The organism is Ruegeria sp. HKCCA4008 (assembly GCF_013033125.1).
Lineage (GTDB): Bacteria > Pseudomonadota > Alphaproteobacteria > Rhodobacterales > Rhodobacteraceae > Ruegeria.
The window spans coordinates 41,736-64,362 of the sequence record NZ_WQDM01000005.1; the positions used below are offsets into that span (position 1 = coordinate 41,736).

Consider the following 22,627-nt stretch of genomic DNA (forward strand, 5'->3'; position numbering starts at 1 on the left):
TGTTACGCTACGACAGGCCGGGACCGTCTAAACAGAAGGAACCCTGCCAGCATCAACAAGAGTGCCAGCAGAAAAGGGGCGCCGGGCAGGTAGAGCGGGGTGTCAGGTCGAATGAACTGCGCGAATACGCTGGTCATCACCAACGGTGAGATCACCATCGAAAGCGCATGCAACGCAGTCAGGACACCCTGCAATTCACCTTGCTGCGAATCTGGTGTGGCCCGTGACATCATCGCCTGAAGGGCGGGCGTGATGACCGCCCCAATGGCGGTAATCGGGATGAGAAGCAGTGCAATCAGGCCGTTGGTCAGAAAGGCCAGAATGGCGAAGCTTATGATTTCAAAAATCATGCCATAGATGATTGTTGCCCGCTCGCCCAAAAGCCGGATGGCCGGGCGGATCAGACCGCCTTGCACGACGGCCATGCCGATACCATAGATTCCAAGCGACAGGCCGATCATCTGCGCGGACCAACCGAAGCGCTCGGTCGTGAAATAGGACCAGATGGCCGGATAGACGTAGATTGAAACCGAATACAGGAAATAGACCCACAGCATCGGCCGGATGCCGGGCAATGATGCTATGGCGCGAAGCGAGTTCACCGGATTTGCGCGTCGCAGGTTGAAGGCACGCCTGTTTTCATCGGTCACGGTTTCGGGCATCACGAAATATCCGATGCAGAAGGTCAGCGCCGCCAAACCCGCAGCAGCCCAGAACGGTGCACGGGTTCCAAATTCGCTCAGCAATCCGCCGATTACCGGACCCAGAACGAACCCCACGCCAAATGCCGCGCCCAGAAGGCCGAAATTTGCGGCCTTGTCTTTTGGATCGGACACATCGGCCATGAAAGCCGCCGCTGTCGAATGGGTGGCCGCCGTGATGCCGCCGACGATACGTCCGACCAGCAAAAGCCAGATGCTGCCCGCCATGGCCATGACGACATAGTCCAGCGCCATGACGAACAAAGACACCAGCAATACCGTTCTGCGCCCGTAAGCATCGGACAGATTTCCCAGAATGGGGCCGAAGATGAATTGCATCGCGGCAAACGCAGTACTCAGCACGCCGCCCCAGATCGCGGCATTGGCCAGGGTGCCGCCCTGAACCTCGACAATCAGTTGCGGCATGATCGGCATCACAAGACCAATGCCCATAGCATCGATCATGACGATGCCGAGGATGAATAAAAACGGCAGACGCATCGGACCTGAACACATGAGTTGTGAGCGGCACCCTAGTCACGCCCGACGAATGAGGGAAGAGACAGTTCCGCCGGACACCCCATGTCGTTGCGGCAGGTTGCTAAAGTTTGCCTGCCAGTTCGCACAGAAGCTCGGCCAATTCCTGCGGATGTGAAAAAAACGGCGAATGCGAGCCGTCGATTGTACGTCGAAGGTTTTCGGGGACGCAGGCGCTCATGTCTGCCTGGTACTCGGTCGGTATCGTGTGGTCGTCGGTTGTTCGGATATAGGCCTTGGGGACCTTGGCAAAGCGTGGGCCGACAGGTAGCGGTGTTTCTTGTGGCAGGATGGCTTGCGGACACAGACGCGCGTATGCGTATGGCAGGACGTCGTCCGGGCAATCGTGATAAAACAGCTGTGGGATCGCATCCACGGACACGGTATAGGAAAGCCCGTCCGCAGATTTTTCCACTGCGTGCGCAATGGTTTGCCGTGGCCCGCGCCTGCGCATTTCCGCCATCGAAAGACCATCCCGAGGGACATAGGCACACAGGTAAATCAAGGCACGCATCGCATCCGGGCGGGCCTCGGCCGCGGCGCTGATCGGAAAGCCGGCCCAGGAATGGCCGACGACGATCGTATCGGGTGTACAGGCGTTCAAAATGGCATCGCGGCAACTGTCCAGCGTGACGTCGGCCACCGGCGTGGGGTCTGCACCATGGCTGGGCATGTCGATGGCGCGAGCGGTATGGCCCAGGGTTTCCAAAGCGGGGATCAGGTCGCGCCAGCACCAGGCACCGTGACACGAGCCATGGACCAACAGGAAGGACGCCATTGTCATTCTCCTTCAGACATGTCCGATCTCGGCCAGAAATCCGGTCAGGGTTTCTGCGTATTCCGCGGGCTTCTCAACGCAAGGCAAATGTCCTGCGCGGCGGATCAGCCGAAATCGGGATCCGGGAACAAGATCAATCGTTTCCCGCACCAGATCGGGCGGGGTCGATCCGTCTTCGCTGCCCGCAATCCCAAGCGTGGGCAGGCGCAGGCCGCTTGTGGGGGTATAAAAGTCGGTACCGGCAATGGCGGCACAGCTGCCCAGATACCCTTCGACTGGTTGGCTGACCATCATATCGCGCCAGGGCAGGTGATTTTGCGCGCGGCGGTATTCGCGCGAGAACCAGCGCTCCATCGTGGCATCGGCCAGAGCCTCGATCCCGCCCTTTCGCACCGCCTGAATACGCTCTTGCCAGATCGAAGGCGTGGCGATCTTGGCAGCGGTGTTCGACAGCACCAGCGCACGAATCTGGTCCATGCGTTTGACTGCCAGCCCCTGCGCGATCATCCCGCCAATCGAGAGGCCGACAAAGACGCAATCGCGAACCTGCAGGTGATCCAGCAGCGCCTCGGCATCCCGCACCAAAGCGCCCATCGAATAAGGTGCAGGCGGCACCGAGGATTGCCCGTGCCCACGTTTGTCATACCGGATGACGCGCAGCCCGTCGGGCATGTATGGCAGCACCGCATCCCAAAGATGCAGGTCGGTTCCCAGGGAATTGGCAAACACAATGGGTGCACCGTCCGTGGGGCCGTCGATGCGATAATTCAGTTTCACGTCGCCCAGATCAGCGATCATCATGACAAAGGTCCTTGTCGTCATGCGGTCCTGATGCAATTTGCACAGCTTTCGCACCCATGTCAGGTCAGGAATTCCAACGCCTTAGCAAATATTCCAGGATCGACATTCCCGCCCGATGTGACGACGATCACGTCGTCGCCTTCGATCTCGTCGCCCCGGAAAAGGGCCGCGGCCAGGGCTACGGCGCCGCCGGGTTCCAACACGATTTTGAGGCGCAGAAAGGCATATGCCATCGCCTGCAATGCCTCGTCTTCGGTGACAGAGAGTCCGGGGCCGCAAAGACGATGAAGGATCGGAAAGGTGATATCGCCGGGCTGCGGTGTCAGGATCGCATCGCATATGTTACCCGACGCCGCATTGTTGTGTTGAATGCGACCTGACGCCAAGGATCGTTTGACGTCGTCGAACCCTTCCGGCTCGCAGGGGCGCGCCCGCAAATTTGGCGCGTTTTTCTCCAGCGCCAGCGCAATGCCCGAGGTCAAACCTCCGCCGCCGCAACAGATCAGAACATCCGCCTGCGAAACCCCAATTTCCGCTGCCTGCCTGGCGATTTCCAGCCCGGTTGTGCCTTGCCCCGCGATGACCTGCGGTTCGTCATAGGGGCGGATCAGGGTCAGACCCCGTTCGGCCGCGATGGCTTCGCCTATTTCCTCTCGTTTTTCATTCGCACGATCGTACAAAACGACTTCGCCGCCCAGCGCGCGGGTGTTGTCGATCTTGAGTTGCGGCGCGTCCGACGGCATGACAATGACCGAGGCAATCCCGTGCTTCGCGGCGGCCATCGCAACGCCTTGCGCATGGTTGCCTGATGAATATGCGATCACACCACGCTGGCGTATGCCCTCATCCAGCGCCGAAATGGCCGACCACGCGCCGCGAAACTTGAAACTGCCGGTATGTTGCAGGCATTCCGGTTTGACCCAAATCCGGCGGCCCGCAAGCGTGTCGAGAAAGGGCGACGACAGGATCGGCGTTTCGCGAACGTGTCCTTTCAGCCGCTCTGCGGCGGCTTCGATCATCTCAAATGTGCTCATGCGGCGTTCTTCAATACCTTCTGTATCAGGTCCAGTGATTGGGGTTCGTTCAGGAAAGGAACATGCCCACGATCCGGTACCACGACCGAGATCAGGCCCGGGTGTCGGTGCCGCATCTCGGCCAGAGTGGCCACGCCCAGAACATCGGAATTCGCGCCCCGGATCACACCGGTGGGAATGTCGCGCAAGGCTTCGAAGAACACCCATAGATCAGGGGCTGCCCCGCTTGCAGCTTGTTCAAGAAGCGCCTTGCGCAAGGCTGGATCATATCGCAGCTTCAGCCCGTCTTCGTGCATTTCATACTGAAATTCTGCCTGTTTGCGCCAGGTTTTCAGTGGAACACCGGGAAATTGCGGCTCCAATACGTGTTTCAATGCGGCGGCGGCTTCATCATAGGTTTTGGCCGTGGGCTGCGCCCCCACGTAGGCCATGATCTTGGCGACGCCCGACGGCTCGATAACCGGCCCCACGTCATTCAGAATTACGGCGGCCAGACGTTCGGAGTGGCTTGCGGCCAGCGCCATGGCGATCAGCCCGCCGCGCGATGTGCCCAGAATGACTGCTTTAGCGATCCCCAGATGATCGAGCAGCTCAATCGCGTCATGGGATTCGCGGAAGATATTGTAGTTCATGAAATCGGGGTCGTATTCCGAACGTCCGCGCCCCCTGTAATCCATGGCGATCATGCGCAGGCCCGAGGCATGTGGCGCAAAAAACGAAAAGTCGCGGCTGTTTCGGGTCAGACCGGCCAGACACAAAAGCGGCGTGCCGGTGCCGGACTCTTTGAAATAGATGCGCCTGCCGTCCGTTGTCATGAATTCTGACATCAGAGACCGGCCAGCTTGGGAATCGAGGTCAGATCGGACAGCACATGCGCAGGTGTCCAGGGAAGGCGATCCATGGGTTCACCAATCCGATTGACCCATGCGGTCACAAAACCGTACCCGCTGGCCCCGGCAGCGTCCCAGCCGTTCGAACTGACGAACAAGACCTCATCGCGTGCGCAGCCAAACCTGTCTTGCACCAGATCATAGACACGGGCGTGGGGTTTGAAGATGCCGACGCTTTCGACCGACAGAACATCATCCAATACATCGCCGATTCCGGCGGACTTTACGGCTCCGTCCAGCATGGGGGGCGACCCGTTGGACAGGATCGCCGTGTGCAGCCCACCATCCTTGAGGGCTTTCAGCATGGCCGGAACTTCGGGATAGGCCTGCAATTCCCAATAGAGATCAAGCAGACGTTGTCGCAGTTCCGGGTTGCCTTGCAGGCCTGTGGCCTCCAGAGCCCAATCCAGCCCGTCCTGGGTGACGTCCCAGAAATCCGCATGCGCATCCGCCACGGCGCGCAGCCACGTGTATTGCAGTTGTTTCAGACGCCAATGCCCCGCAACGGTGGTCCATTTGTCTTTCAGGGCTTCGAAACCCGGCTCGTCTGCCGCCTGTCGGGCAGCCGCGGCGACATCGAACAATGTTCCGTAGGCGTCGAACACACAGGTCGTGATCGGCATATGGTCCTCCTTAGATTGCGCGCAGGTTTGCACATCGGCGCAGGGGGTGAAAGAGCCGAGGGTTTACAACATTGTGTCAACCTATAGGGTTGGCCGCTTAACCCCTTGGAACGGCCGGAGGCCACGATGACCGAAATCAAACAAGGCGACACGGTTCGCATCCACTACACCGGGACGTTGCTGGACGGCAAAGTCTTTGACAGCTCGGACGGGCGTGATCCGTTGGAATTCGTGGTCGGGTCGGGCCAGATCATCCCGGGTCTGGACCGTGCCATGCCGGGTCTGTCCACCGGGGACAAGACGCGGGTCGAGATTGCCTGCACCGACGCCTACGGCCCGATCAACCCTGCGATGCGTCAGGAAATTCCTCGTGAAGGCATTCCAGACGACATCCCCTTGGATCCCGGGACACAGTTGCAGATGCAAACGCCAGAAGGTCAGGCCGTGCCTGTAACGGTTGTCGATTCAAACGACGCCACCGTTACCCTGGATGCAAATCATCCGCTGGCAGGGCAGGATCTGGTTTTCGAGATCGAAGTCGTTTCAGTCAACTGAAACATGGTTCGGGCCGGATGTCCGGCCCGGATCTCACCCTATCAGAGCGTGAAACGCGGCCCGCACCTGTGGCTGCGTAAAGAAGACAAATACCAGCAACAGCGAAGTCAACGTAAGCAATAGCACCCTGGCCCGTTGGCTGAGAAAGCCGGATTTTCGCCGACTTTGCGTCACGCGTGCATTATTTGCAATGATTTGGTCAAGTTTGCTCATATCGATTACCTGCCGCTTAATGATGGTAAAATCTGGGCAGCGGCAGGGAAAGATATGGTCACATGGATTCGGGTTGAGGCATGCCCAGAACGTGGAAACCACCGTCAACGCGGATGATCTCACCCGTCGTGCAGGCACCGGCATCTGACGTCAGGTACACAGCCGTTCCGCCGACAGCTTCAAGTGTGGCGTTGGAGCGCATCGGTGCATTTTGATCGCAGAATTTGTAGGTCTTGCGTGCGCCGCCGATGGCTGCACCGGCCAGTGTTCTCATCGGCCCTGGGGAAATCGCATTCACGCGGATGCCATCGGGGCCAAGATCGTTGGCCAGATAGCGCGTTGCTGATTCCAGCGCAGCCTTTGCGACACCCATCACGTTGTAGTTGGGCACAACCCGGTTGGAACCCTGATAAGTCAGGGTCAACAGGGAACCGCCATTGTCTTTCATCATCGGATAGGCGCGACGCGCGACCTCGATGAAGGAATAGGCCGAAACATCCATCGAATGCTTGAAATTCGCCCGTGTGGTATTCAAGAACCGACCTGTCAATTCGGACTTATCCGAATAGGCGATAGCATGGACCAGGAAATCTATGGTGGGCCAACGTTCGGCCAACTCGCCAAAAGCGCGATCCAGAGACTCGTCGTCGGTGACATCCGCATCGACCATGAAATCGCTGCCCAGGCTCTGAGCCAGCGGCTCCAGCCGCTTTCCGAATGCCTCGCCCTGATAGGTGAATGCCAGTTCGGCGCCAGCCTCGTGCATGGCCTTGGCAATGCCCCACGCAATCGAGCGGTCATTGGCCACGCCCATGATCAGGCCGCGTTTACCTTTGAGAAGATCCGACATTACTTTCACCCGTTATACTTTGAAAGAACCATGGACCCGTTTGTGCCGCCAAAGCCGAAGCTGTTGGTCATGACACTGTCCAGTCCTGCGTTTTCAACCACTTGAGTTGCAATTTCACCGGGCTGAATGCCTTCGGCAAGCGTGTCGACATTGATCGATGGTGTAATGAAATCATTTTCCAGCATCAGCAGGCAGAAAATAGTTTCAAGCGCGCCCGCCGCGCCCTGAGCGTGGCCTGTCATCGACTTGGTCGAGGAGATGGGGGGTACATTGCCTTCGCCAAAGATGCGGCGCACCGCCTCTACCTCACCCACATCGCCGACGGGGGTCGAGGTGCCGTGGGCATTGATATAGCCGACCTTGCGCCCCTCGGGCAGGGTACTCAGAGCAAGTCGCATCGCGCGCTCACCGCCCTCACCTGATGGGGCCACCATGTCGTGGCCGTCTGAAGTTGCGGCATAACCCGTAACTTCAGCATAAATTTTGGCGCCGCGGGCCAGGGCGTGGTCCAGCTCTTCCAGAACAACGATTCCACCGCCGCCCGAAATCACGAAACCATCGCGGTTTTCGTCGAACGCGCGCGAGGCTTTATCGGGTGTGTCATTATACTTCGACGACATCGCGCCCATTGCGTCGAACAGGCAGGAAAGCGTCCAGTCCAGTTCTTCTCCGCCGCCGGCGAACATCACGTCCTGCTTGCCCAGCATGATCTGTTCGGCCGCGTTGCCGATGCAATGCAGCGAGGTCGAGCAGGCCGACGTGATCGAATAGTTGATGCCCTTGATCTTGAACGCGGTCGCTAGGTTGGCCGAGATCGTCGAGCACATGCATTTCGGCACGGCAAACGGCCCGATCCGCTTGGTCGCGCCCGTCTTAAGAACGGTCTGATGCGCCGTCAGCATCGCGCTGGTCGAAGGTCCGCCAGAGCCCGCAACCAGTCCGGTGCGTGGATTGACGATCTGGTCTTCGGTCAGCCCGGAATCGGCAATCGCCTGGCTCATGGCGATATGTGCATAGGCGGCCCCGGGACCCATGAAGCGCAATGTGCGCTTGTCCACATGCTGGGCCACGTCGATCTTGAGCGTTCCCGCGATCTGGCTGCGAAAACCATGTTCCGCCATCTGTTCGCTGGCCACGATCCCGGATTTACCTGCTTTGAGCGAGGTCAGAACCTCTTCGGCATTGTTCCCGATCGAGGACACAACCCCCAGACCGGTGACGACTACTCGACGCATGTGCGCACTCCTTGTTTCAGACCGTTCAGGCTCAGGCCTCGGATAGAACGACCTTCATGTCCTTGACATCATAAATCATCTCGCCATCGGCTTCGACAATGCCATCTGCCACACCCATTGTCAGGCGGCGCGTTTGAATCGCTTTTTTGAAATCGATTTTATACGTCAGCATCTTACGGTCCGGGCGCACCATGCCGGTCAGCTTTACTTCGCCGACGCCAACGGCCATGCCGCGCCCTTGCCATCCACGCCAGCCAAGGTTGAAACCGGTCAGTTGCCAAAGCCCGTCCAGCCCCAGACAGCCCGGCATGATCGGGTTACCCGGAAAGTGGCACTCAAAAAACCAAAGGTCGGGTGTGATGTCGAATTCGGCCAACACATGGCCTTTGCCGTGCAGGCCGCCATCGGCAGAGATGTCGGTGATCCGGTCCATCATCAGCATCGGTGGGGCGGGCAATTGTGCGTTGCCGGGGCCAAATAACTCACCGCGAGCGCATTTCAGCAGATCATCTTTGTCAAAACTGCTAGGGAACTGGGCCATTCTGCCACCTTTCCTGCCGGGGGTCTGTCTTTACATCTGGCTTCGTCTAACACCCGTTTGCAAGGTCCTGCAAGAGCGGCGCGCCACATCATGTTGTGTTGGTTCTTATCTTGCGAATGAATTTCATTTGTAATTGCCGGTGATGCGCCCCTATATATAAAGGCAGTAATAATGGGTATCGGATCGATGACACCTCAGAGCCGCGAAATCGCAACGGGTTGGCTGGTGAATGCGGGCTTGCGACCGACTCGTCAGCGCGTGGCGCTGGCAGAACTTCTGGTGGGCGACGGCCGCCATCGCCATGTCACCGCAGAAAGCCTTTTTGAATCGGCAAAGGCGAATGGGGATGCGGTGTCTCTGGCAACGGTCTACAACACTCTGCGCGCTTTTTGCGATGCCGGTGTGCTGCAAGAAATCACAGTGGACGGATCGAAAAGCTATTTCGACACGAACACGCATGATCATCCCCATTTTTATTGGGAAGACGATGCAAGGCTAAGTGATGCGCCGTCGGATCAGCTGGTCATTCAGCGCCTTCCCGAGGCGCCGGAAGGTGTCGAAATCGCATCTGTCGATGTCGTCATTCGCTTGCGCAAAAAGTAAAAGACCTTAAACGCCTGTCAGCCCGGCCACCAAAGCTCGCTCGGCCTTTTCTATGACCGTGTCAGAGGGCCCTGTGCCGTGCCGTGCCAGAACGACGGATTCTGCTGTGTCCGGATTGGCAATCGGTACGCTGACCAGATGCTTGTTGTCATAGCTGAAGCTGCTGGGTGGGCTGGCATAGCTGATCCCGATTCCTTCACCATGGGCGGCAAGGCTGCGTTGAATCTCAAGGGATGCCGCCCGGTGCGCGACGGTAGGGCGCAGCCCGTTTTGCCGGAACAGGCCGAGAATGTGTTGGGCGGACAAACCTTCCGAAGACAGAATCAGCGGATAACCCTCCAGCGCTGCAAGGGTGACTTCCGTGGTTTTCGCCAATGGATGATCCGGGGACATCAACGCCTTCGGGCTGCTGTCGAACAGCTTTGTACGGGCGAACCCCGCATCCATGGTCAGGTCGTATGTGATTGCAATGTCAATCTGGCCATCCATCAATCCATTCAGCAGCCCTTCGAAGGACCCGGCCACATATGTAAGGTTGATATCGGTGAACCTGTCGCGGAGAAGTTGCAGGGCCGGGGCCAAAAGGAAGGGGGCCAGGTCCGTAAAGCAGCCCAATCTCAGCCTGGAGGTGCCCGGCGCAGAGGTAACGGACGTTTCGATTCGCGCAGCATTTTTCAGCAAGACCTCGGCTTGGTCTATGAACGTACGTCCCTGAGGTGTCAGTGCCATGGCTGCGCCTCGGCGGCGAACGAACAACGGATACCCCAAATGGGCTTCAACACGCGTCAGCGCAGTGGACAAGGCCGGTTGCGAAACATTGAGATGCTGGGCTGCCGCCGACAAACTGCCGTGACGCCCGACTGCACAGACATATTCATATTGGCGCAGCGAAATATATAACATGAGCTTAATAATAACTTCGAAAGATATAATTTGAACAGAATGCGTTTTTCCGGGCAAAAACAAAAAAACTTCAGGAGCTTCCGATGCCACACCCTCTTGTTTCTCAGCAGATGATCGGCACTTATCAGGCCGACGGCGTCGTACTGGTCAAAGGGCTGTTTGCGGATCACGTGGATCAACTGCGCGATGGTGTGGCCGCGAATATGGCCGATCCCGGTCCCTATGCCTCGGAAAACAAGAAGGCGGGTGAAACAGGTCGTTTCTTTGATGATTACTGCAATTGGACCCGGATTCCGCAGTTCCGCGACGTGATCGAGACGTCTCCCGCAGCAGAGGTTGCTGCGGATCTGATGCAATCGAAACGCGTTCAGATGTTTCACGATCACGTGCTGGTCAAGGAACCCGGTACGTCGATGGCGACACCGTGGCATCAGGACGGCCCATATTATTTCGTCGAGGGTCAGCAGACGATCAGCTTCTGGTCTCCGCTTGATCCGGTCAGGCAGGCGACGCTGCGGTGTGTCGCCGGGTCGCACCGATGGGAGAAAGAAGTTCTGCCGACCCGATGGGTTTCCGAGGACGGCTTTTTCCCGGATGAAGGTCAGTACATCCCTGTGCCGGATCCGGATGCCGAAGGTATGAAGATCGTCGAATTCGAGATGGAGCCCGGCGATGCCGTCGCTTTCAACTATCGCACGCTGCACGGTGCGCGCGGAAACCAGTCGGACAGCCGTCGCCGCGCCTTTTCACTGCGGCTGGTGGGCGACGATGCCCGGTATGTAGAGCGCCCCGGCCGAACCTCGCCCCCGTTTCCCGGTCATGACATGACGCCGGGACAGCGCCTGCGCGAGGACTGGTTTCCGATCTTGTTGCAGCGCCAGGCCGGCTCAGAACCACTGACCTGATTCGATCAGCCCGAGATCCAGCAGCTGGCGGGACTGCCATTCAAACGGCACCGAGTTGCGCCAGCGAAAGCTTCGGATGTCAAAGGTTGACCCCGCATTGGATTTCAGAGCCTTCGCGGCACGGAAGGAACAAATGGCTGCCGTCAGGTTGTGATGCCAGGGGCAGGAATAGGTATTGTATTCCGGTTCGTTGAAGGTGTGATCGGGTTTCAGCACCAGGTTTTTTTGCGCTTTGAACAATGCGATGCGGTCGATCCTGCGACGTTCGTAGGGAATGTGGTCCTCGAACCGCCATCGCAACCCACCGGAAAGATCCACCTGACGGTCCAGCGGTTGGCCGCTTGGGTCGTGGCGGGTATGGGAATAATAGCCAACACTGTCGAACATGGCCTGATCGGGGGCCACTCCATTGGGATGTGTGGTCAGATCCTCGGCGTACAGGTCAATGACATAGCTGAGCATCGCATTGCGACGCTCTTCACCATGAAAGACAAGCATCTCGCCCACGCTGCGCGTTTCGCAGTAGGGAAAGAACAGGTATTCGGCGTTGTAGCAATAATACATCCAGATGCCGGGTGCGGCCTGAATGATCCTGTTTATGGTTTCGAACACGACCAGCCGGGGAACACATTTCAAATTGACCCGATGCACCTTGGCGGACAGGTCCTCTGTCAGGTGAAACTCGTCCGGGGCAAAGACGATCACGGATTTGAAGCCGAGCCTTAGATGATGGTGCAGCGTGCTGGCCAGCTCCACGTCGTCCTCGGCAAAAATCAATGCTATGGGGCCTTTGGACAGTGCGGCCTGTCCCGATTTCAGGAAATGGTCGAGGGAATCGTACGTCATCGGGTTCTTTTTGGTCCGGCCTTGCTGGAAAGTCCTGCCAAATTCGGGTAATTGCGCCCGCATTGCAAGCGGCGTTCGAAGCGTATAGATGACGCCGATCCAGCGAATGCAAAGGCCCGTCCCATGTCCGAACCGAAGAAGCTGTTTATCAAGACTTATGGCTGTCAGATGAACGTCTATGACAGTGAACGCATGTCCGAGGCGCTGGGCGGGCAGGGCTATGTCGAAACCAAAACGCCTGACGATGCCGACATGATTCTGCTGAACACTTGTCACATCCGCGAAAAAGCGGCTGAGAAAGTGTATTCGGAACTCGGTCGCTTCAAGGGTCTGAAGGCCGAAAAGCCTGACCTGAAGATCGGTGTGGCAGGCTGTGTTGCGCAGGCCGAAGGTGAAGAAATCATGCGCCGCCAGCCGCTGGTCGATCTGGTCGTCGGTCCGCAAAGCTATCACCGTCTGCCCGAGATGGAGGCCAAGACCCGTGCGGGCGAAAAGGCGCTGGACACCGATTTCCCCGAGGAAGGCAAGTTCGAAAAACTGAAAAACCGTCCCAAGGCCAAACGCGGCCCGACGGCGTTTCTGACCGTTCAGGAAGGGTGCGACAAGTTCTGCGCCTTCTGCGTGGTGCCTTATACGCGTGGGGCCGAAGTCAGCCGCCCCGCGGATCGCATCATCCGCGAAGCCCATGATCTGGTTGAACGCGGCGTGCGCGAGATCACGCTGCTAGGTCAGAACGTGAACGCCTATCACGGGGCCGGCCTCGACGGAGACATGACCTTGGCCGGGCTGATCTGGGAACTGAACAAGGTTGACGGGCTGGAACGTATTCGTTTCACCACGTCGCACCCCAATGACATGGCCGACGACCTGATCGAGGCACATGGCAGCTGTGAGAAACTGATGCCGTATCTGCACCTGCCGGTTCAGTCGGGCTCGGACCGTATCCTCAAGCGAATGAATCGCAGCCACACGGCAGAAAGCTATCTGCGCCTGATCGAACGCATTCGTGCGGCGCGCCCGGATATCGTGATGTCAGGGGATTTCATCGTCGGCTTCCCCGAAGAAACCGAAGAGGATTTTCAGGCAACGATGGATTTGGTTGAAGAGGTCAAATACGGCTACGCCTATTCCTTCAAGTATTCCACACGCCCGGGAACACCGGCGGCCGAGCGGGCTCAGGTTGATCCGGCTGCGGCGGATGATCGATTGCAGCGCCTTCAGGCCCTTATCACAAGACACCAAAGGGAAATTCAGGACGGTATGGTCGGTCTTACAGTCCGCGTTTTGTTTGAAAAACCGGGCCGCCTGCCGGGCCAGATGGTCGGAAAATCCGAGTATCTGCATTCGGTGCACGTGAAGGGCACCGGGATTGCCGTTGGTGATCTGAAAGAGGTCCGGATCACCGACTCGGGCGCCAATTCTTTGGCGGGTGAGCTGCTCTGAGTCGGTAAGATTCCGCCGTTCAGACACCATAGTTGGTGTTTGTTTCGAAAATTTACCCTTGATTTATTGCTTGGAACTATGCTCGGAGAGGAGCCATGTTTTTTCAGGCGCCGTTTTTGCGTCAAAAAAACGATTATTCGCCGATCCCGAGATCGGAGTGATGGAGGTACGAGTGCCAATCTTGAACAGCTTCAGGACCCTGAGCCTAGTGAAAACCTTGCCTTTGGCCTCGGTTGTCACTTTTTTTGCCAGCGCGACGATTGCCGGAGACCTGAAGGGCACGACAACCGATCCTGTCGTTATCAGCCCCAAGAAGTTCAGCAGTGACGTCAGTGCATTTTACCTGGGGATTGCTGGCGGCTACGCCTCAGGCTGGGACGATCGATTTGGACTGAGAACGCCCGCCGGGCTGTTTGATATTGGCGACCTGAACGTATCCGGCGCATACGGCGGCTTTCGTGGTGGTTGGCGTGGTGTTCTGCCTTCAAGGTGGGGGCGTGATTTCGTCTATGGTTTTGAAGTCAGTTATGATTTCGGATCCTTGGACGATAGTGTCAGAACCCAGATCTCTGGTGCCGATGTTCAGGGTGGGACAGAGGTTTCTGACGTTTTGTCCCTCAGGTACCGAAGCGGCCTGACAAGTCGAAACGGTCGGGTTCTGTACTTTTTCAGTGTCGGTTACTTGTGGGGGGATGTGGAGACAACCAACAATATCGCAACGGGGACTTCGACACAGAATTTTGCGGTGTCGGATCGGCGGGGCGGGTATTCCGCAAGCATCGGTGCCGAACACAAGCTGACAGACAATTGGTCGGTCACTGGCGAATACGAATACGTCCAGTTCAAATCCGAAGACGTTCAATTCGGTTCGGGCTTTTCCACGAAGTCCACACCGAAATACGGCGGCTTGAGATTCGGGCTGAACTATACGTTCTGATGCGCGTCTGACAGGCTTTTTTCTTTTGTATGATCGGCGCTTTTGTCATCCGTGGGTTTATTTTTGAAACTGTGGCTTGCGCCCACCGAGATTTGTTGTCTACGCTCGGGGTGAACTGCCAAGACAGGAGAACGGATTGGCCATCGGTGCCCTGACCCCACCGCAAGACGAAATGCCCCAACGCGAGGCGTTTTTAGAGTTTCCCGACAACCGATTGTTGATTGACCTGTGCGGCGAATACGACCGCAATCTGACCGACATCGAAAGCAAGCTTTCCGTCCAGATCGTGCGCCGCGGCAATCAGCTTGTCGTGATGGGCGATGAAGACGCCCAGAAGCAGGCGATTGAGGTGCTGCAATCGCTTTACGCGCGATTGGAAGGCGGGCGCGAGGTCGAGGCCGCGGACGTGGACCGAGAACTGCGGATGGGTGGTTCGGAACAGGGGACCGGCAGCCGCGACGGCGATCAGTTGGAAATGTTCAAGGGCGGTTCAGTCGAGATCAAAACCCGCAAGAAACTGGTGGAACCGCGCACGGACGCCCAGAAGGCTTATGTGCAGTCACTGTTTCAAAATGAGCTTGCATTTGGCATCGGGCCTGCTGGCACGGGGAAAACCTATCTGGCTGTCGCCGTGGGCGTGTCGATGTTCATTGGCGGGCATGTGGATCGAATCATCCTCAGCCGTCCGGCGGTCGAGGCGGGTGAAAAACTGGGCTATCTGCCCGGTGACATGAAGGACAAGGTCGATCCCTACATGCAGCCGCTGTACGACGCGCTGAATGATTTTCTGCCCGGCAAGCAGCTGGCCAAGCTGATCGAGGAAAAGCGAATCGAAATAGCGCCGCTGGCGTTCATGCGTGGACGCACGTTGGCCAATGCTTTTGTGGTGCTGGACGAGGCACAGAACGCCACGACCATGCAGATGAAGATGTTCCTGACTCGTCTGGGCGAAGGCAGCCGTATGGTAATCACCGGCGACAGGTCTCAGGTGGATTTGCCACGCGGCGTTCAGTCGGGTTTGCAGGATGCCGAAAGACTGTTGAAAACGATCCCCAACATCAGTTTCAACTATTTCACGTCCAAGGACGTGGTTCGCCACCCGCTTGTGGCCGCGATCATCGAAGCGTATGAGGCGGATGCGGGCCGCGAAACCAGTTGATTGCAAGGCTCATTCACAGGGCTGTTGTGCGATAAGATGAATCTGGAACTCACTGTCGAAGACGACCGGTGGCAAGAGCTTGAAGCTTTGTCGCGGCAAGCGATATCCGCCGTCCTGTCCCATGCGGAACTGGACCCTGAGCTTTGCGAGATAAGCGTTCTGGGATGCGATGATGCGCGCATTTCGGAGCTGAACGCCGAGTTTCGCGGCAAACCAGCCGCCACCAATGTTCTGAGCTGGCCGGCAGAAGACTTGGCCCCGGACGAAGCCGGGCAAGCGCCGCATCCGCCAAAGCCGGATTTCACCGGTGAAATTCCTTTGGGCGATATTGCGATCTCCTTCGACACCTGCGCGCGCGAGGCGGATGAGGCGGGCAAGGACATTGACGATCACGTCATCCATTTGCTTGTTCACGGAACGTTGCATTTGCTGGGATATGATCACATTCGTGACCCCGATGCCGCTTTGATGGAAGGGATTGAGGTCGAGATACTTGGCAAGCTGGGTATAGATGACCCATATAAGGTATAAGGTGGGTCAGGTGACCCGATCAGTTGGAACAAGGTAATGGGCGAAACAGACGGCAGTTCTAGGGCAGCGCAAAGCGCGCAACCTCAGGACAGCGGCAATGATACAGAAGAGAAAAGCGGGTTTATTTCCCGCATTTTTGACGCGTTTTCGGGTCATGAGACTCAGCAAAACCCGGGGATGAATGGGCAGAGCGCAGCGGCCGCTCGGCCTCACGGGATGATGAACCTGCGCAGGATGCGCGTCGAAGACGTGGCCATTCCAACGGCCGAAATCATCGCGGTTCCTTCTACCATCACCAAGGATGAACTGGCCGACGTGTTCCGGGACAGTGGGTTGTCCAGAATCCCGGTTTATGAAGGAACGCTGGATACGCCGTTGGGCTTTGTTCACCTCAAGGATTTCGCACTGACCCATGGTTTCAACGGCGGTGCAGACAAGTTTGACCTGAAATCCATGTTGCGCACGCTTTTGTTCGTGCCGCCTTCAATGCCGATCGGTGTCCTGCTGACCAAGATGCAGACCGAACGTCGCCATATGGCGTTGGTGATTGATGAATATGGCGGCGTCGACGGGCTGCTGACGATCGAAGACTTGATCGAGCAGGTCGTGGGTGAGATCGCGGACGAACACGATGCAGACGAAGATCAGCTTTGGGTGCAGGAAAAGCCGGGTTGTTACGTTGTGCAGGCACGTGTGCCGCTTGAGGATTTCGAGGCCGAGATCGGCAGATCCCTTACCAGCCACGAGGATGTGGATGAAGAAGACATCGACACGCTGGGGGGGCTGGTGTTCATGCTGTCCGGGCGTGTTCCGGCACGGGGTGAGGTCGTGATTCATCCGGAAGGGCCGGAATTCGAAGTGATCGAAGCCGACCCGCGACGCATCAAACGGTTGCGCGTCATGCTGCCGGACGTCGCTGCATGACGCCTGTCCGGGGCTGGCCGTTATCGTTGAGATTGTTTGCCGCCGCCGCACTGGGCGCCTTCGGCGCTTTTGGCCAGGCACCGCATGGGTATTGGGGCGCTACGGTTGTTGCACTGGTTTTGATCGTTCCGGTGTTCCTTGGCAGTGAAACTCGTGCTCGCGCGGGGTGGATCGGCTGGTTCTTCGCCACCGGCTATTTTGCCCATGCGCTCAGCTGGATCATCGAGCCCTTCCAGGTGGATGCAGAGCGCCACGCCTGGATGGCACCGTTTGCGCTGGTGTTTATGGCCGGCGGGCTCGCCCTGTTCTGGGCGGTTGCGTTTCGACTGGCGCGGCATGTTGGCGCGACCGCCATGCAGCAAAGCGTTTTGCTGATCGCGACGCTGTCGCTGGCTGAACTGGCACGGGGATACGTGCTGACTGGATTCCCCTGGGGCGGAGTAGCGCAAATCTGGGTGAATACGCCCGTGGCGCAATTGCTGTCTCTGGTAGGGCCGTATGGCCTGAATGCGCTGACATTTGCCGTGGCGTTTCCGATAGGGGCGGCACTGACTCAGGAAAGACGCTTGCGGGCACTGGTCCGTCCGCTGGGATTTGCAGCTGCGGTGGCGGTGCTGGCGATTGGCTATGCGTCGATGCGGCCAACGGTTCAGGAAGGCCCGCACACAGTTCGTGTTGTTCAGCCCAACGCCCCGCAACACCAAAAGTGGGACCCGGCATATGCGCCTTTGTTCTTTGCCCGTCAGATTGGATATTCCGCCGCTTTGCCCAGACCGGACCTGATCGTCTGGCCCGAGACCGCAGTTCCAGCCTGGCTGGGCAGCGCGCAACCGTATTTGACGGCCATTGCGGATGCCGCTCAGGGTACGCCCGTGGTTTTGGGGATCCAGCGCGGAGACGGCCCGAGGATTTTCAACTCGATGGTCTATCTGGATGAAGCCGGGCAGCAGGGCGGTCTGTATGACAAACACCATTTGGCGCCGTTTGGGGAATATGTGCCTTTTGGCGATTTGATGGGCCGTTTTGGGATTTATGGGATGGCGGCCACAACCGGGCATGGATTCAGCGCAGGGCCGGGGCCCGAGCTCTTGGGCCTTGGCAAATTGGGAAGGGCGCTGCCTCTGATCTGTTACGAAGCCGTGTTCCCGCAGGATGTGAACGGGGCGGCGGGTCGGGCGGACTTTCTGTTGCAGATCACAAATGACGCGTGGTTCGGAACGCGTTCGGGACCGTTTCAGCATCTGGCACAGGCCCGGATGAGGGCAATTGAACAGGGTCTGCCGATGATCCGTTCGGCCAATACCGGCATATCGGCCATGATTGACCCATTGGGTCAGGTCACGGCCTCATTGGCGCTGGGCAAGGCGGGATACGTGGATGCCATCCTGCCGCAGCCACATCAGCCAACAGTTTATTCCCGCATCGGGGACAGCCCTGTTTTTGGACTGCTATTGTTTCTTGCTGCATTGGCGTGGTTCAACATCCGTCGCCTGACCAAATAATTTAAGATTGACCCCATCTTTAAGCGAGCGTATGCGTCTGTGACCTGTCACAACGGCTTCCTGGCGTGGCGGAGAAACCCCTAATGGAGCGCATTTATGTCCCGACAGAACTATACATTTACTTCGGAATCCGTTTCCGAAGGGCATCCCGACAAGGTCTGTGACCGCATCTCGGATGCTGTCCTTGATGCATTTCTCAATGAAGAGCCAGAAGCCCGTGTGGCCTGCGAAACTTTCGCCACGACCAACCGGGTTGTGATCGGTGGCGAAGTAGGTCTGTCTGATCAAGACAAGCTGCACGATTACATGGGTCGCATCGAACAGATCGCCCGCGACTGTGTCAAAGACATCGGTTACGAGCAGGACAAGTTTCACCACGAAACCGTCGAAGTAACCAACCTGCTGCACGAACAATCCGCCCATATCGCTCAGGGCGTTGATGCTGCGGATGACAAGGACGAGGGTGCCGGCGACCAGGGCATCATGTTCGGTTATGCCACGACTGAAACTCCGGCGCTGATGCCCGCACCGATCCAGTATTCGCACGCTATCCTGCGGCGTCTGGCGGAAGTACGCAAGAATGGTACCGAACCTGCTTTGGGCCCCGATGCAAAGTCGCAGTTGTCGGTCGTTTATCGCGACGGCAAGCCGGTCGGCGTCAGCTCGATCGTTCTGTCTACGCAGCATCTGGATGAAGCGTTGTCTTCGGATGATATCCGCGCCATCGTCGAGCCTTATATCCGCGAAACCCTGCCTGACGGCTGGCTGTCGGCTGAAACCGAATGGCACGTCAACCCGACCGGAAAATTCGTTATCGGTGGACCGGATGGTGACGCTGGCCTGACCGGGCGCAAGATCATCGTGGATACCTATGGCGGTGCGGCCCCTCATGGCGGCGGCGCGTTCTCGGGCAAAGACCCGACCAAGGTTGACCGCTCGGCAGCATACGCAGCACGCTATCTGGCCAAAAACGTCGTGGCGGCCGGCATGGCCGAACGCTGCACGATTCAGCTGAGCTATGCGATTGGCGTGTCCAAGCCGCTGTCGATCTATGCCGACACCCATGGAACCGGCCAATTGGCGGATGCGGTTATCGAAAAAGCTGTGGGTGAGGTCATGGATCTGACACCGCGCGGCATTCGCCAGCATCTGCAACTGAACAAACCGATCTATCAGCGCACAGCTGCTTACGGCCACTTTGGTCGCCAGCCGAGCGATGATGGTGGTTTCAGCTGGGAGCGCACCGATCTGGTCGATGCGTTGAAATCCGCAGTCTGATCTGAACAACACAAAGCGCGCCTTTCAGGGCGCGCTTTTTCCTTGTGCGTACCGCGTGGCCTTGCAACGTTCTCTGGCGCGCAGTATGGCGACCGCCATGAGCACCGAGACCCCACAACGCCCGCGCAGAAACTTCTATGGCCGCTTCAAGGGCAAGACCCTGAAGCCCAGCCAAAAGACCTATCTGAACGAAGATCTGGCGGCTTTGTCGCCCGGTGCGGTGGATTGGGACACAAACCCCGAACGCAGGCCGTTGGACCTGAACGCGTTGTTCGGCGGCAAGCCGGTCTGGCTGGAAGTCGGCTTTGGCGGTGGCGAACACCTGGTTCACCAGGCGCAAAGCAACCCCGACATCGGCATCATCGGGGCCGAGCCCTATATCAACGGCGTTGCCATGCTGCTGGGTAAAATTCGGCAGGCGGGGGTTGATAACCTTGCCGCGCATCCCGGCGATGCCCGAGACCTGTTCGACGTGCTGCCAGAGGCCAGTATATCGCGCGCCTTCCTTCTGTATCCTGACCCGTGGCCCAAAACCCGGCATCATCGTCGCCGTTTCGTGACGCCGGAACATCTTGAACCCTTGGCAAAGGTCTTGAAGCCCGGGTCGATCTTCCGGGTCGCCACGGACATCCCCGACTATGTGCGGCAGACTCTCGAGGAAGTCCCCCGCGCCGGGTTCGAGTGGCTGGCCGAGCGCCCCGCAGATTGGCGCGAGCCGTGGGACGACTGGATTTCCACACGCTACGAGCAGAAAGCCTTGCGTGAAGGTCGCACGCCCCATTACCTGACCTTCCGCCGCAAAGGCTGATTGCCGCTGGACCAAACGGTGCCAATTCGCTAATCGGCTTGAGCACTGATAGCGCAAAAGGAGCCCCCATGTCCGGACACGGAACGCCCATCCCGATGACTTCGCATCCCTGCGGCCCGCTGACCGGCACGGCAGAGGTGCCGGGCGACAAGTCGATTTCGCACCGGTCGTTGATCCTTGGCGCGATGGCTGTGGGCGAGACCAGGATCTCGGGGTTGCTCGAAGGTGAGGACGTCTTGGACACCGCAAAGGCAATGCGGGCCTTCGGGGCAGAAGTCACAGATCATGGCGGCGGCGAATGGACCGTGCATGGCGTGGGCGTCGGCGGGTTTGCCGAACCGGATCAAGTGATTGACTGCGGCAATTCCGGCACCGGAGTCCGGCTGATCATGGGTGCCATGGCGACCTCGCCGATTACGGCAACCTTTACTGGTGATGCCAGCCTGAACAAGCGCCCCATGGCGCGGGTAACGGATCCGCTTGCGCTGTTTGGGGCGCAGGCCGTGGGCCGCTCGGGGGGGCGTTTGCCCATGACGATCGTCGGTGCGTCGGACCCGACTCCGGTCCGGTACGAAGTTCCGGTGCCCTCGGCCCAGGTGAAATCCGCCGTTCTGCTGGCGGGGCTGAATGCCCCCGGTAAAACCGTGGTTATCGAGAAAGAGGCGACCCGCGATCATTCCGAGCGGATGTTGTCCGGTTTCGGTGCCGAAATTACCGTAGAAGACACTGTTGAAGGCCGGGTCATCACTTTGACGGGGCGCCCGGAATTGAAGCCGCAAGTCATCGCCGTTCCACGCGACCCGTCCAGCGCGGCCTTCCCGGTTTGCGCGGCGCTGATCACGCCCGGTTCGGACGTTCTGGTGCCGGGTATCGGCCTGAACCCCACGCGCGCGGGCCTGTTCACGACGCTGCGCGAGATGGGCGCCGACCTGACCTATGAAAACGAGCGCGAAGAGGGCGGCGAGCCGGTTGCCGATCTGCGCGCGAAATACTCGCCAGACATGAAGGGTATTGACGTACCGCCTGAACGCGCGGCCTCGATGATCGACGAATACCCCGTTTTGTCCGTGGTTGCCGCAAACGCCACGGGCACCACGATGATGGGCGGAGTGAAGGAACTCCGGGTGAAGGAAAGCGACCGCATCGATGCCATGGCACGCGGTCTGCGCGCCAACGGCGTCACGGTCAACGAGGGTGACGACTGGTGGTCGGTCGAAGGGTTGGGTATCGGCAAGGTTCCGGGCGGCGGGACGTGCGAAAGCTTCCTGGATCACCGCATTGCCATGTCCTTCATGGTGATGGGCATGGGCGCGCAGAACCCGGTAAGCGTGGATGATGGTAGTCCGATCGCGACATCCTTCCCGATTTTTGAACCGTTGATGGCGTTGCTTGGTGCAAAGGTAGAGCGCAGGTGAGCTTCACTGTCGCCATTGACGGACCTGCGGCTGCGGGCAAGGGCACGATCTCCAAGGCCGTTGCGGCGCATTTCGGGTTCGCGCATCTGGACACCGGCTTGCTGTATCGCGCCGTTGGGCGGCGTACTCTTGAAGGGTTTGGCGCGCTTGAAGCAGCGCAGGCCCTGACCGCCGAAGAGCTTGAGCAGGGTGATCTGCGCACGGCTGAAATCGCGAAGGCCGCATCCAAAGTGGCGGTGATCCCCGAGGTTCGCGCCGCCTTGGTGGATTTTCAGCGCGCCTTTGCCCGAAGGTCGGGCGGGGCCGTCTTGGATGGGCGCGACATCGGGACGGTGATTTGTCCCAATGCCGAGGTGAAGCTTTTTGTAACGGCCAGCCCGGAGGTGCGAGCCGAACGCCGGTTTCTGGAGCTTGGTGCAAAAGGTGCTGACGTGACGCGCGAACAGGTTCTGGCAGATGTCAAAGAGCGGGATGCGCGGGACGCAGAGCGCAGCGCCGCGCCGATGAAGCCAGCTGAGGATGCAGTGCAACTGGACACAACAGACCTCAGTATCGAGGCCGCATTGGCCAAAGCGCTTGAAATCATAAGCGCAAAACTGCCCGCGACGCGTTGAC

Annotated in this window: 24 protein-coding genes and 1 riboswitch; of the genes, 13 read left to right on the forward strand and 11 right to left on the reverse strand. The window is 58.5% G+C overall.

Features of this window, described 5'->3' with window-relative positions; translation table 11 throughout:
* Nucleotides 1-2 precede the first annotated feature (2 nt).
* The 6 genes from GOW60_RS12390 to GOW60_RS12415 form a co-directional block, all read right to left on the reverse strand.
* Complete coding sequence (locus GOW60_RS12390; protein ID WP_171229533.1) at nt 3-1,202, reverse strand: TCR/Tet family MFS transporter; 1,200 nt, start codon at nt 1,200-1,202, stop codon at nt 3-5.
* A gap of 100 nt (nt 1,203-1,302) precedes the next feature.
* Entirely contained in the window at nt 1,303-2,016 is a 714-nt protein-coding gene (locus tag GOW60_RS12395) for an alpha/beta fold hydrolase (protein ID WP_171229534.1), read from the reverse strand.
* Nucleotides 2,017-2,028: 12 nt separating this feature from the next.
* Entirely contained in the window at nt 2,029-2,817 is a 789-nt protein-coding gene (gene pcaD / locus GOW60_RS12400; protein WP_171229703.1) for a 3-oxoadipate enol-lactonase, read from the reverse strand.
* Between the two features lie 59 nt (nt 2,818-2,876).
* Nucleotides 2,877-3,851: a threonine/serine dehydratase gene (locus tag GOW60_RS12405; RefSeq protein WP_171229535.1), complete on the reverse strand. Its 975-nt coding sequence runs from the start codon at nt 3,849-3,851 to the stop codon at nt 2,877-2,879.
* Nucleotides 3,848-4,678, reverse strand: a complete 831-nt coding sequence (locus GOW60_RS12410) for an alpha/beta fold hydrolase (RefSeq protein WP_171229536.1) — start codon at nt 4,676-4,678, stop codon at nt 3,848-3,850. Before GOW60_RS12410 ends, GOW60_RS12405 begins: the two co-directional genes overlap by 4 nt.
* Nucleotides 4,678-5,364 carry a haloacid dehalogenase type II gene (locus GOW60_RS12415; protein ID WP_171229537.1) on the reverse strand — a complete coding sequence of 229 codons (687 nt, stop codon included), beginning with the start codon at nt 5,362-5,364 and terminating at the stop codon, nt 4,678-4,680. The genes GOW60_RS12410 and GOW60_RS12415 overlap by 1 nt, the downstream gene beginning before the upstream one ends.
* A 126-nt stretch (nt 5,365-5,490) precedes the next feature.
* On the opposite strand from GOW60_RS12415, the gene GOW60_RS12420 reads away from it, so the two are divergent.
* Nucleotides 5,491-5,919 (forward strand): peptidylprolyl isomerase, encoded by a 429-nt coding sequence (locus tag GOW60_RS12420; RefSeq protein WP_171117363.1) that lies wholly within the window; start codon nt 5,491-5,493, stop codon nt 5,917-5,919.
* Between the two features lie 271 nt (nt 5,920-6,190).
* On the opposite strand, the gene GOW60_RS12425 is transcribed toward GOW60_RS12420, so the two are convergent.
* Genes GOW60_RS12425 through fabA form a run of 3 tightly spaced genes read right to left on the reverse strand, consistent with a single transcriptional unit; the run spans nt 6,191 to nt 8,758 of the window.
* Nucleotides 6,191-6,982, reverse strand: coding sequence for an enoyl-ACP reductase (locus GOW60_RS12425; protein WP_171117365.1), 792 nt, complete (start codon nt 6,980-6,982; stop codon nt 6,191-6,193).
* Between the two features lie 5 nt (nt 6,983-6,987).
* A complete protein-coding gene (fabB, locus tag GOW60_RS12430) occupies nt 6,988-8,217 on the reverse strand; it encodes a beta-ketoacyl-ACP synthase I (protein ID WP_171117367.1) in 1,230 nt (409 codons plus the stop codon).
* Nucleotides 8,218-8,248: 31 nt separating this feature from the next.
* A complete protein-coding gene (gene fabA, locus GOW60_RS12435) occupies nt 8,249-8,758 on the reverse strand; it encodes a bifunctional 3-hydroxydecanoyl-ACP dehydratase/trans-2-decenoyl-ACP isomerase (RefSeq protein WP_152457158.1) in 510 nt (169 codons plus the stop codon).
* Between the two features lie 186 nt (nt 8,759-8,944).
* On the opposite strand from fabA, the gene irrA reads away from it, so the two are divergent.
* The gene (irrA, locus tag GOW60_RS12440; RefSeq protein ID WP_170344907.1) at nt 8,945-9,361 is read left to right on the forward strand and encodes an iron response transcriptional regulator IrrA; all 417 of its coding nucleotides are present in this window, start codon (nt 8,945-8,947) and stop codon (nt 9,359-9,361) included.
* A 6-nt stretch (nt 9,362-9,367) separates the two neighbouring features.
* Here the strand turns inward: irrA and GOW60_RS12445 are convergent, their stop codons facing one another.
* Complete coding sequence (locus tag GOW60_RS12445; protein ID WP_171229538.1) at nt 9,368-10,264, reverse strand: LysR family transcriptional regulator; 897 nt, start codon at nt 10,262-10,264, stop codon at nt 9,368-9,370.
* A gap of 83 nt (nt 10,265-10,347) precedes the next feature.
* On the opposite strand from GOW60_RS12445, the gene GOW60_RS12450 reads away from it, so the two are divergent.
* Nucleotides 10,348-11,169 (forward strand): phytanoyl-CoA dioxygenase family protein, encoded by an 822-nt coding sequence (locus GOW60_RS12450; RefSeq protein ID WP_171229539.1) that lies wholly within the window; start codon nt 10,348-10,350, stop codon nt 11,167-11,169.
* Here GOW60_RS12450 and GOW60_RS12455 read toward each other — a convergent pair.
* Complete coding sequence (locus GOW60_RS12455; protein WP_171229540.1) at nt 11,152-12,015, reverse strand: hypothetical protein; 864 nt, start codon at nt 12,013-12,015, stop codon at nt 11,152-11,154. The genes GOW60_RS12450 and GOW60_RS12455 overlap by 18 nt on opposite strands.
* Before the next feature lie 123 nt (nt 12,016-12,138).
* Between GOW60_RS12455 and miaB the strand changes: the two genes are divergently transcribed.
* From miaB to cmk, 10 genes are all read left to right on the forward strand, one after another.
* The gene (gene miaB, locus GOW60_RS12460) at nt 12,139-13,458 is read left to right on the forward strand and encodes a tRNA (N6-isopentenyl adenosine(37)-C2)-methylthiotransferase MiaB (RefSeq protein ID WP_171229541.1); all 1,320 of its coding nucleotides are present in this window, start codon (nt 12,139-12,141) and stop codon (nt 13,456-13,458) included.
* 172 nt (nt 13,459-13,630) lie between these two features.
* Complete coding sequence (locus GOW60_RS12465) at nt 13,631-14,395, forward strand: outer membrane protein (RefSeq protein ID WP_371813357.1); 765 nt, start codon at nt 13,631-13,633, stop codon at nt 14,393-14,395.
* 136 nt (nt 14,396-14,531) lie between these two features.
* A complete protein-coding gene (locus GOW60_RS12470) occupies nt 14,532-15,554 on the forward strand; it encodes a PhoH family protein (RefSeq protein WP_171229543.1) in 1,023 nt (340 codons plus the stop codon).
* Nucleotides 15,555-15,590: 36 nt separating this feature from the next.
* On the forward strand, nt 15,591-16,085 hold the full coding sequence (ybeY, locus tag GOW60_RS12475; protein WP_171229544.1) for an rRNA maturation RNase YbeY: 495 nt from the start codon (nt 15,591-15,593) through the stop codon (nt 16,083-16,085).
* Nucleotides 16,086-16,121: 36 nt separating this feature from the next.
* Complete coding sequence (locus GOW60_RS12480) at nt 16,122-17,009, forward strand: hemolysin family protein (protein ID WP_152457166.1); 888 nt, start codon at nt 16,122-16,124, stop codon at nt 17,007-17,009.
* Entirely contained in the window at nt 17,006-18,511 is a 1,506-nt protein-coding gene (gene lnt, locus GOW60_RS12485) for an apolipoprotein N-acyltransferase (protein ID WP_171229545.1), read from the forward strand. The genes GOW60_RS12480 and lnt overlap by 4 nt, the downstream gene beginning before the upstream one ends.
* Nucleotides 18,512-18,552: 41 nt before the next feature.
* Nucleotides 18,553-18,602, forward strand: a riboswitch (SAM-SAH riboswitch).
* 5 nt (nt 18,603-18,607) lie between these two features.
* Complete coding sequence (gene metK, locus GOW60_RS12490) at nt 18,608-19,789, forward strand: methionine adenosyltransferase (RefSeq protein WP_171229546.1); 1,182 nt, start codon at nt 18,608-18,610, stop codon at nt 19,787-19,789.
* Between the two features lie 97 nt (nt 19,790-19,886).
* Nucleotides 19,887-20,597 (forward strand): tRNA (guanosine(46)-N(7))-methyltransferase TrmB, encoded by a 711-nt coding sequence (locus GOW60_RS12495; RefSeq protein ID WP_171229547.1) that lies wholly within the window; start codon nt 19,887-19,889, stop codon nt 20,595-20,597.
* 68 nt (nt 20,598-20,665) lie between these two features.
* The gene (gene aroA / locus GOW60_RS12500) at nt 20,666-22,012 is read left to right on the forward strand and encodes a 3-phosphoshikimate 1-carboxyvinyltransferase (RefSeq protein WP_171205597.1); all 1,347 of its coding nucleotides are present in this window, start codon (nt 20,666-20,668) and stop codon (nt 22,010-22,012) included.
* Nucleotides 22,009-22,626 (forward strand): (d)CMP kinase, encoded by a 618-nt coding sequence (gene cmk, locus GOW60_RS12505; protein WP_171229548.1) that lies wholly within the window; start codon nt 22,009-22,011, stop codon nt 22,624-22,626. Before aroA ends, cmk begins: the two co-directional genes overlap by 4 nt.
* Nucleotide 22,627 lies beyond the last annotated feature (1 nt).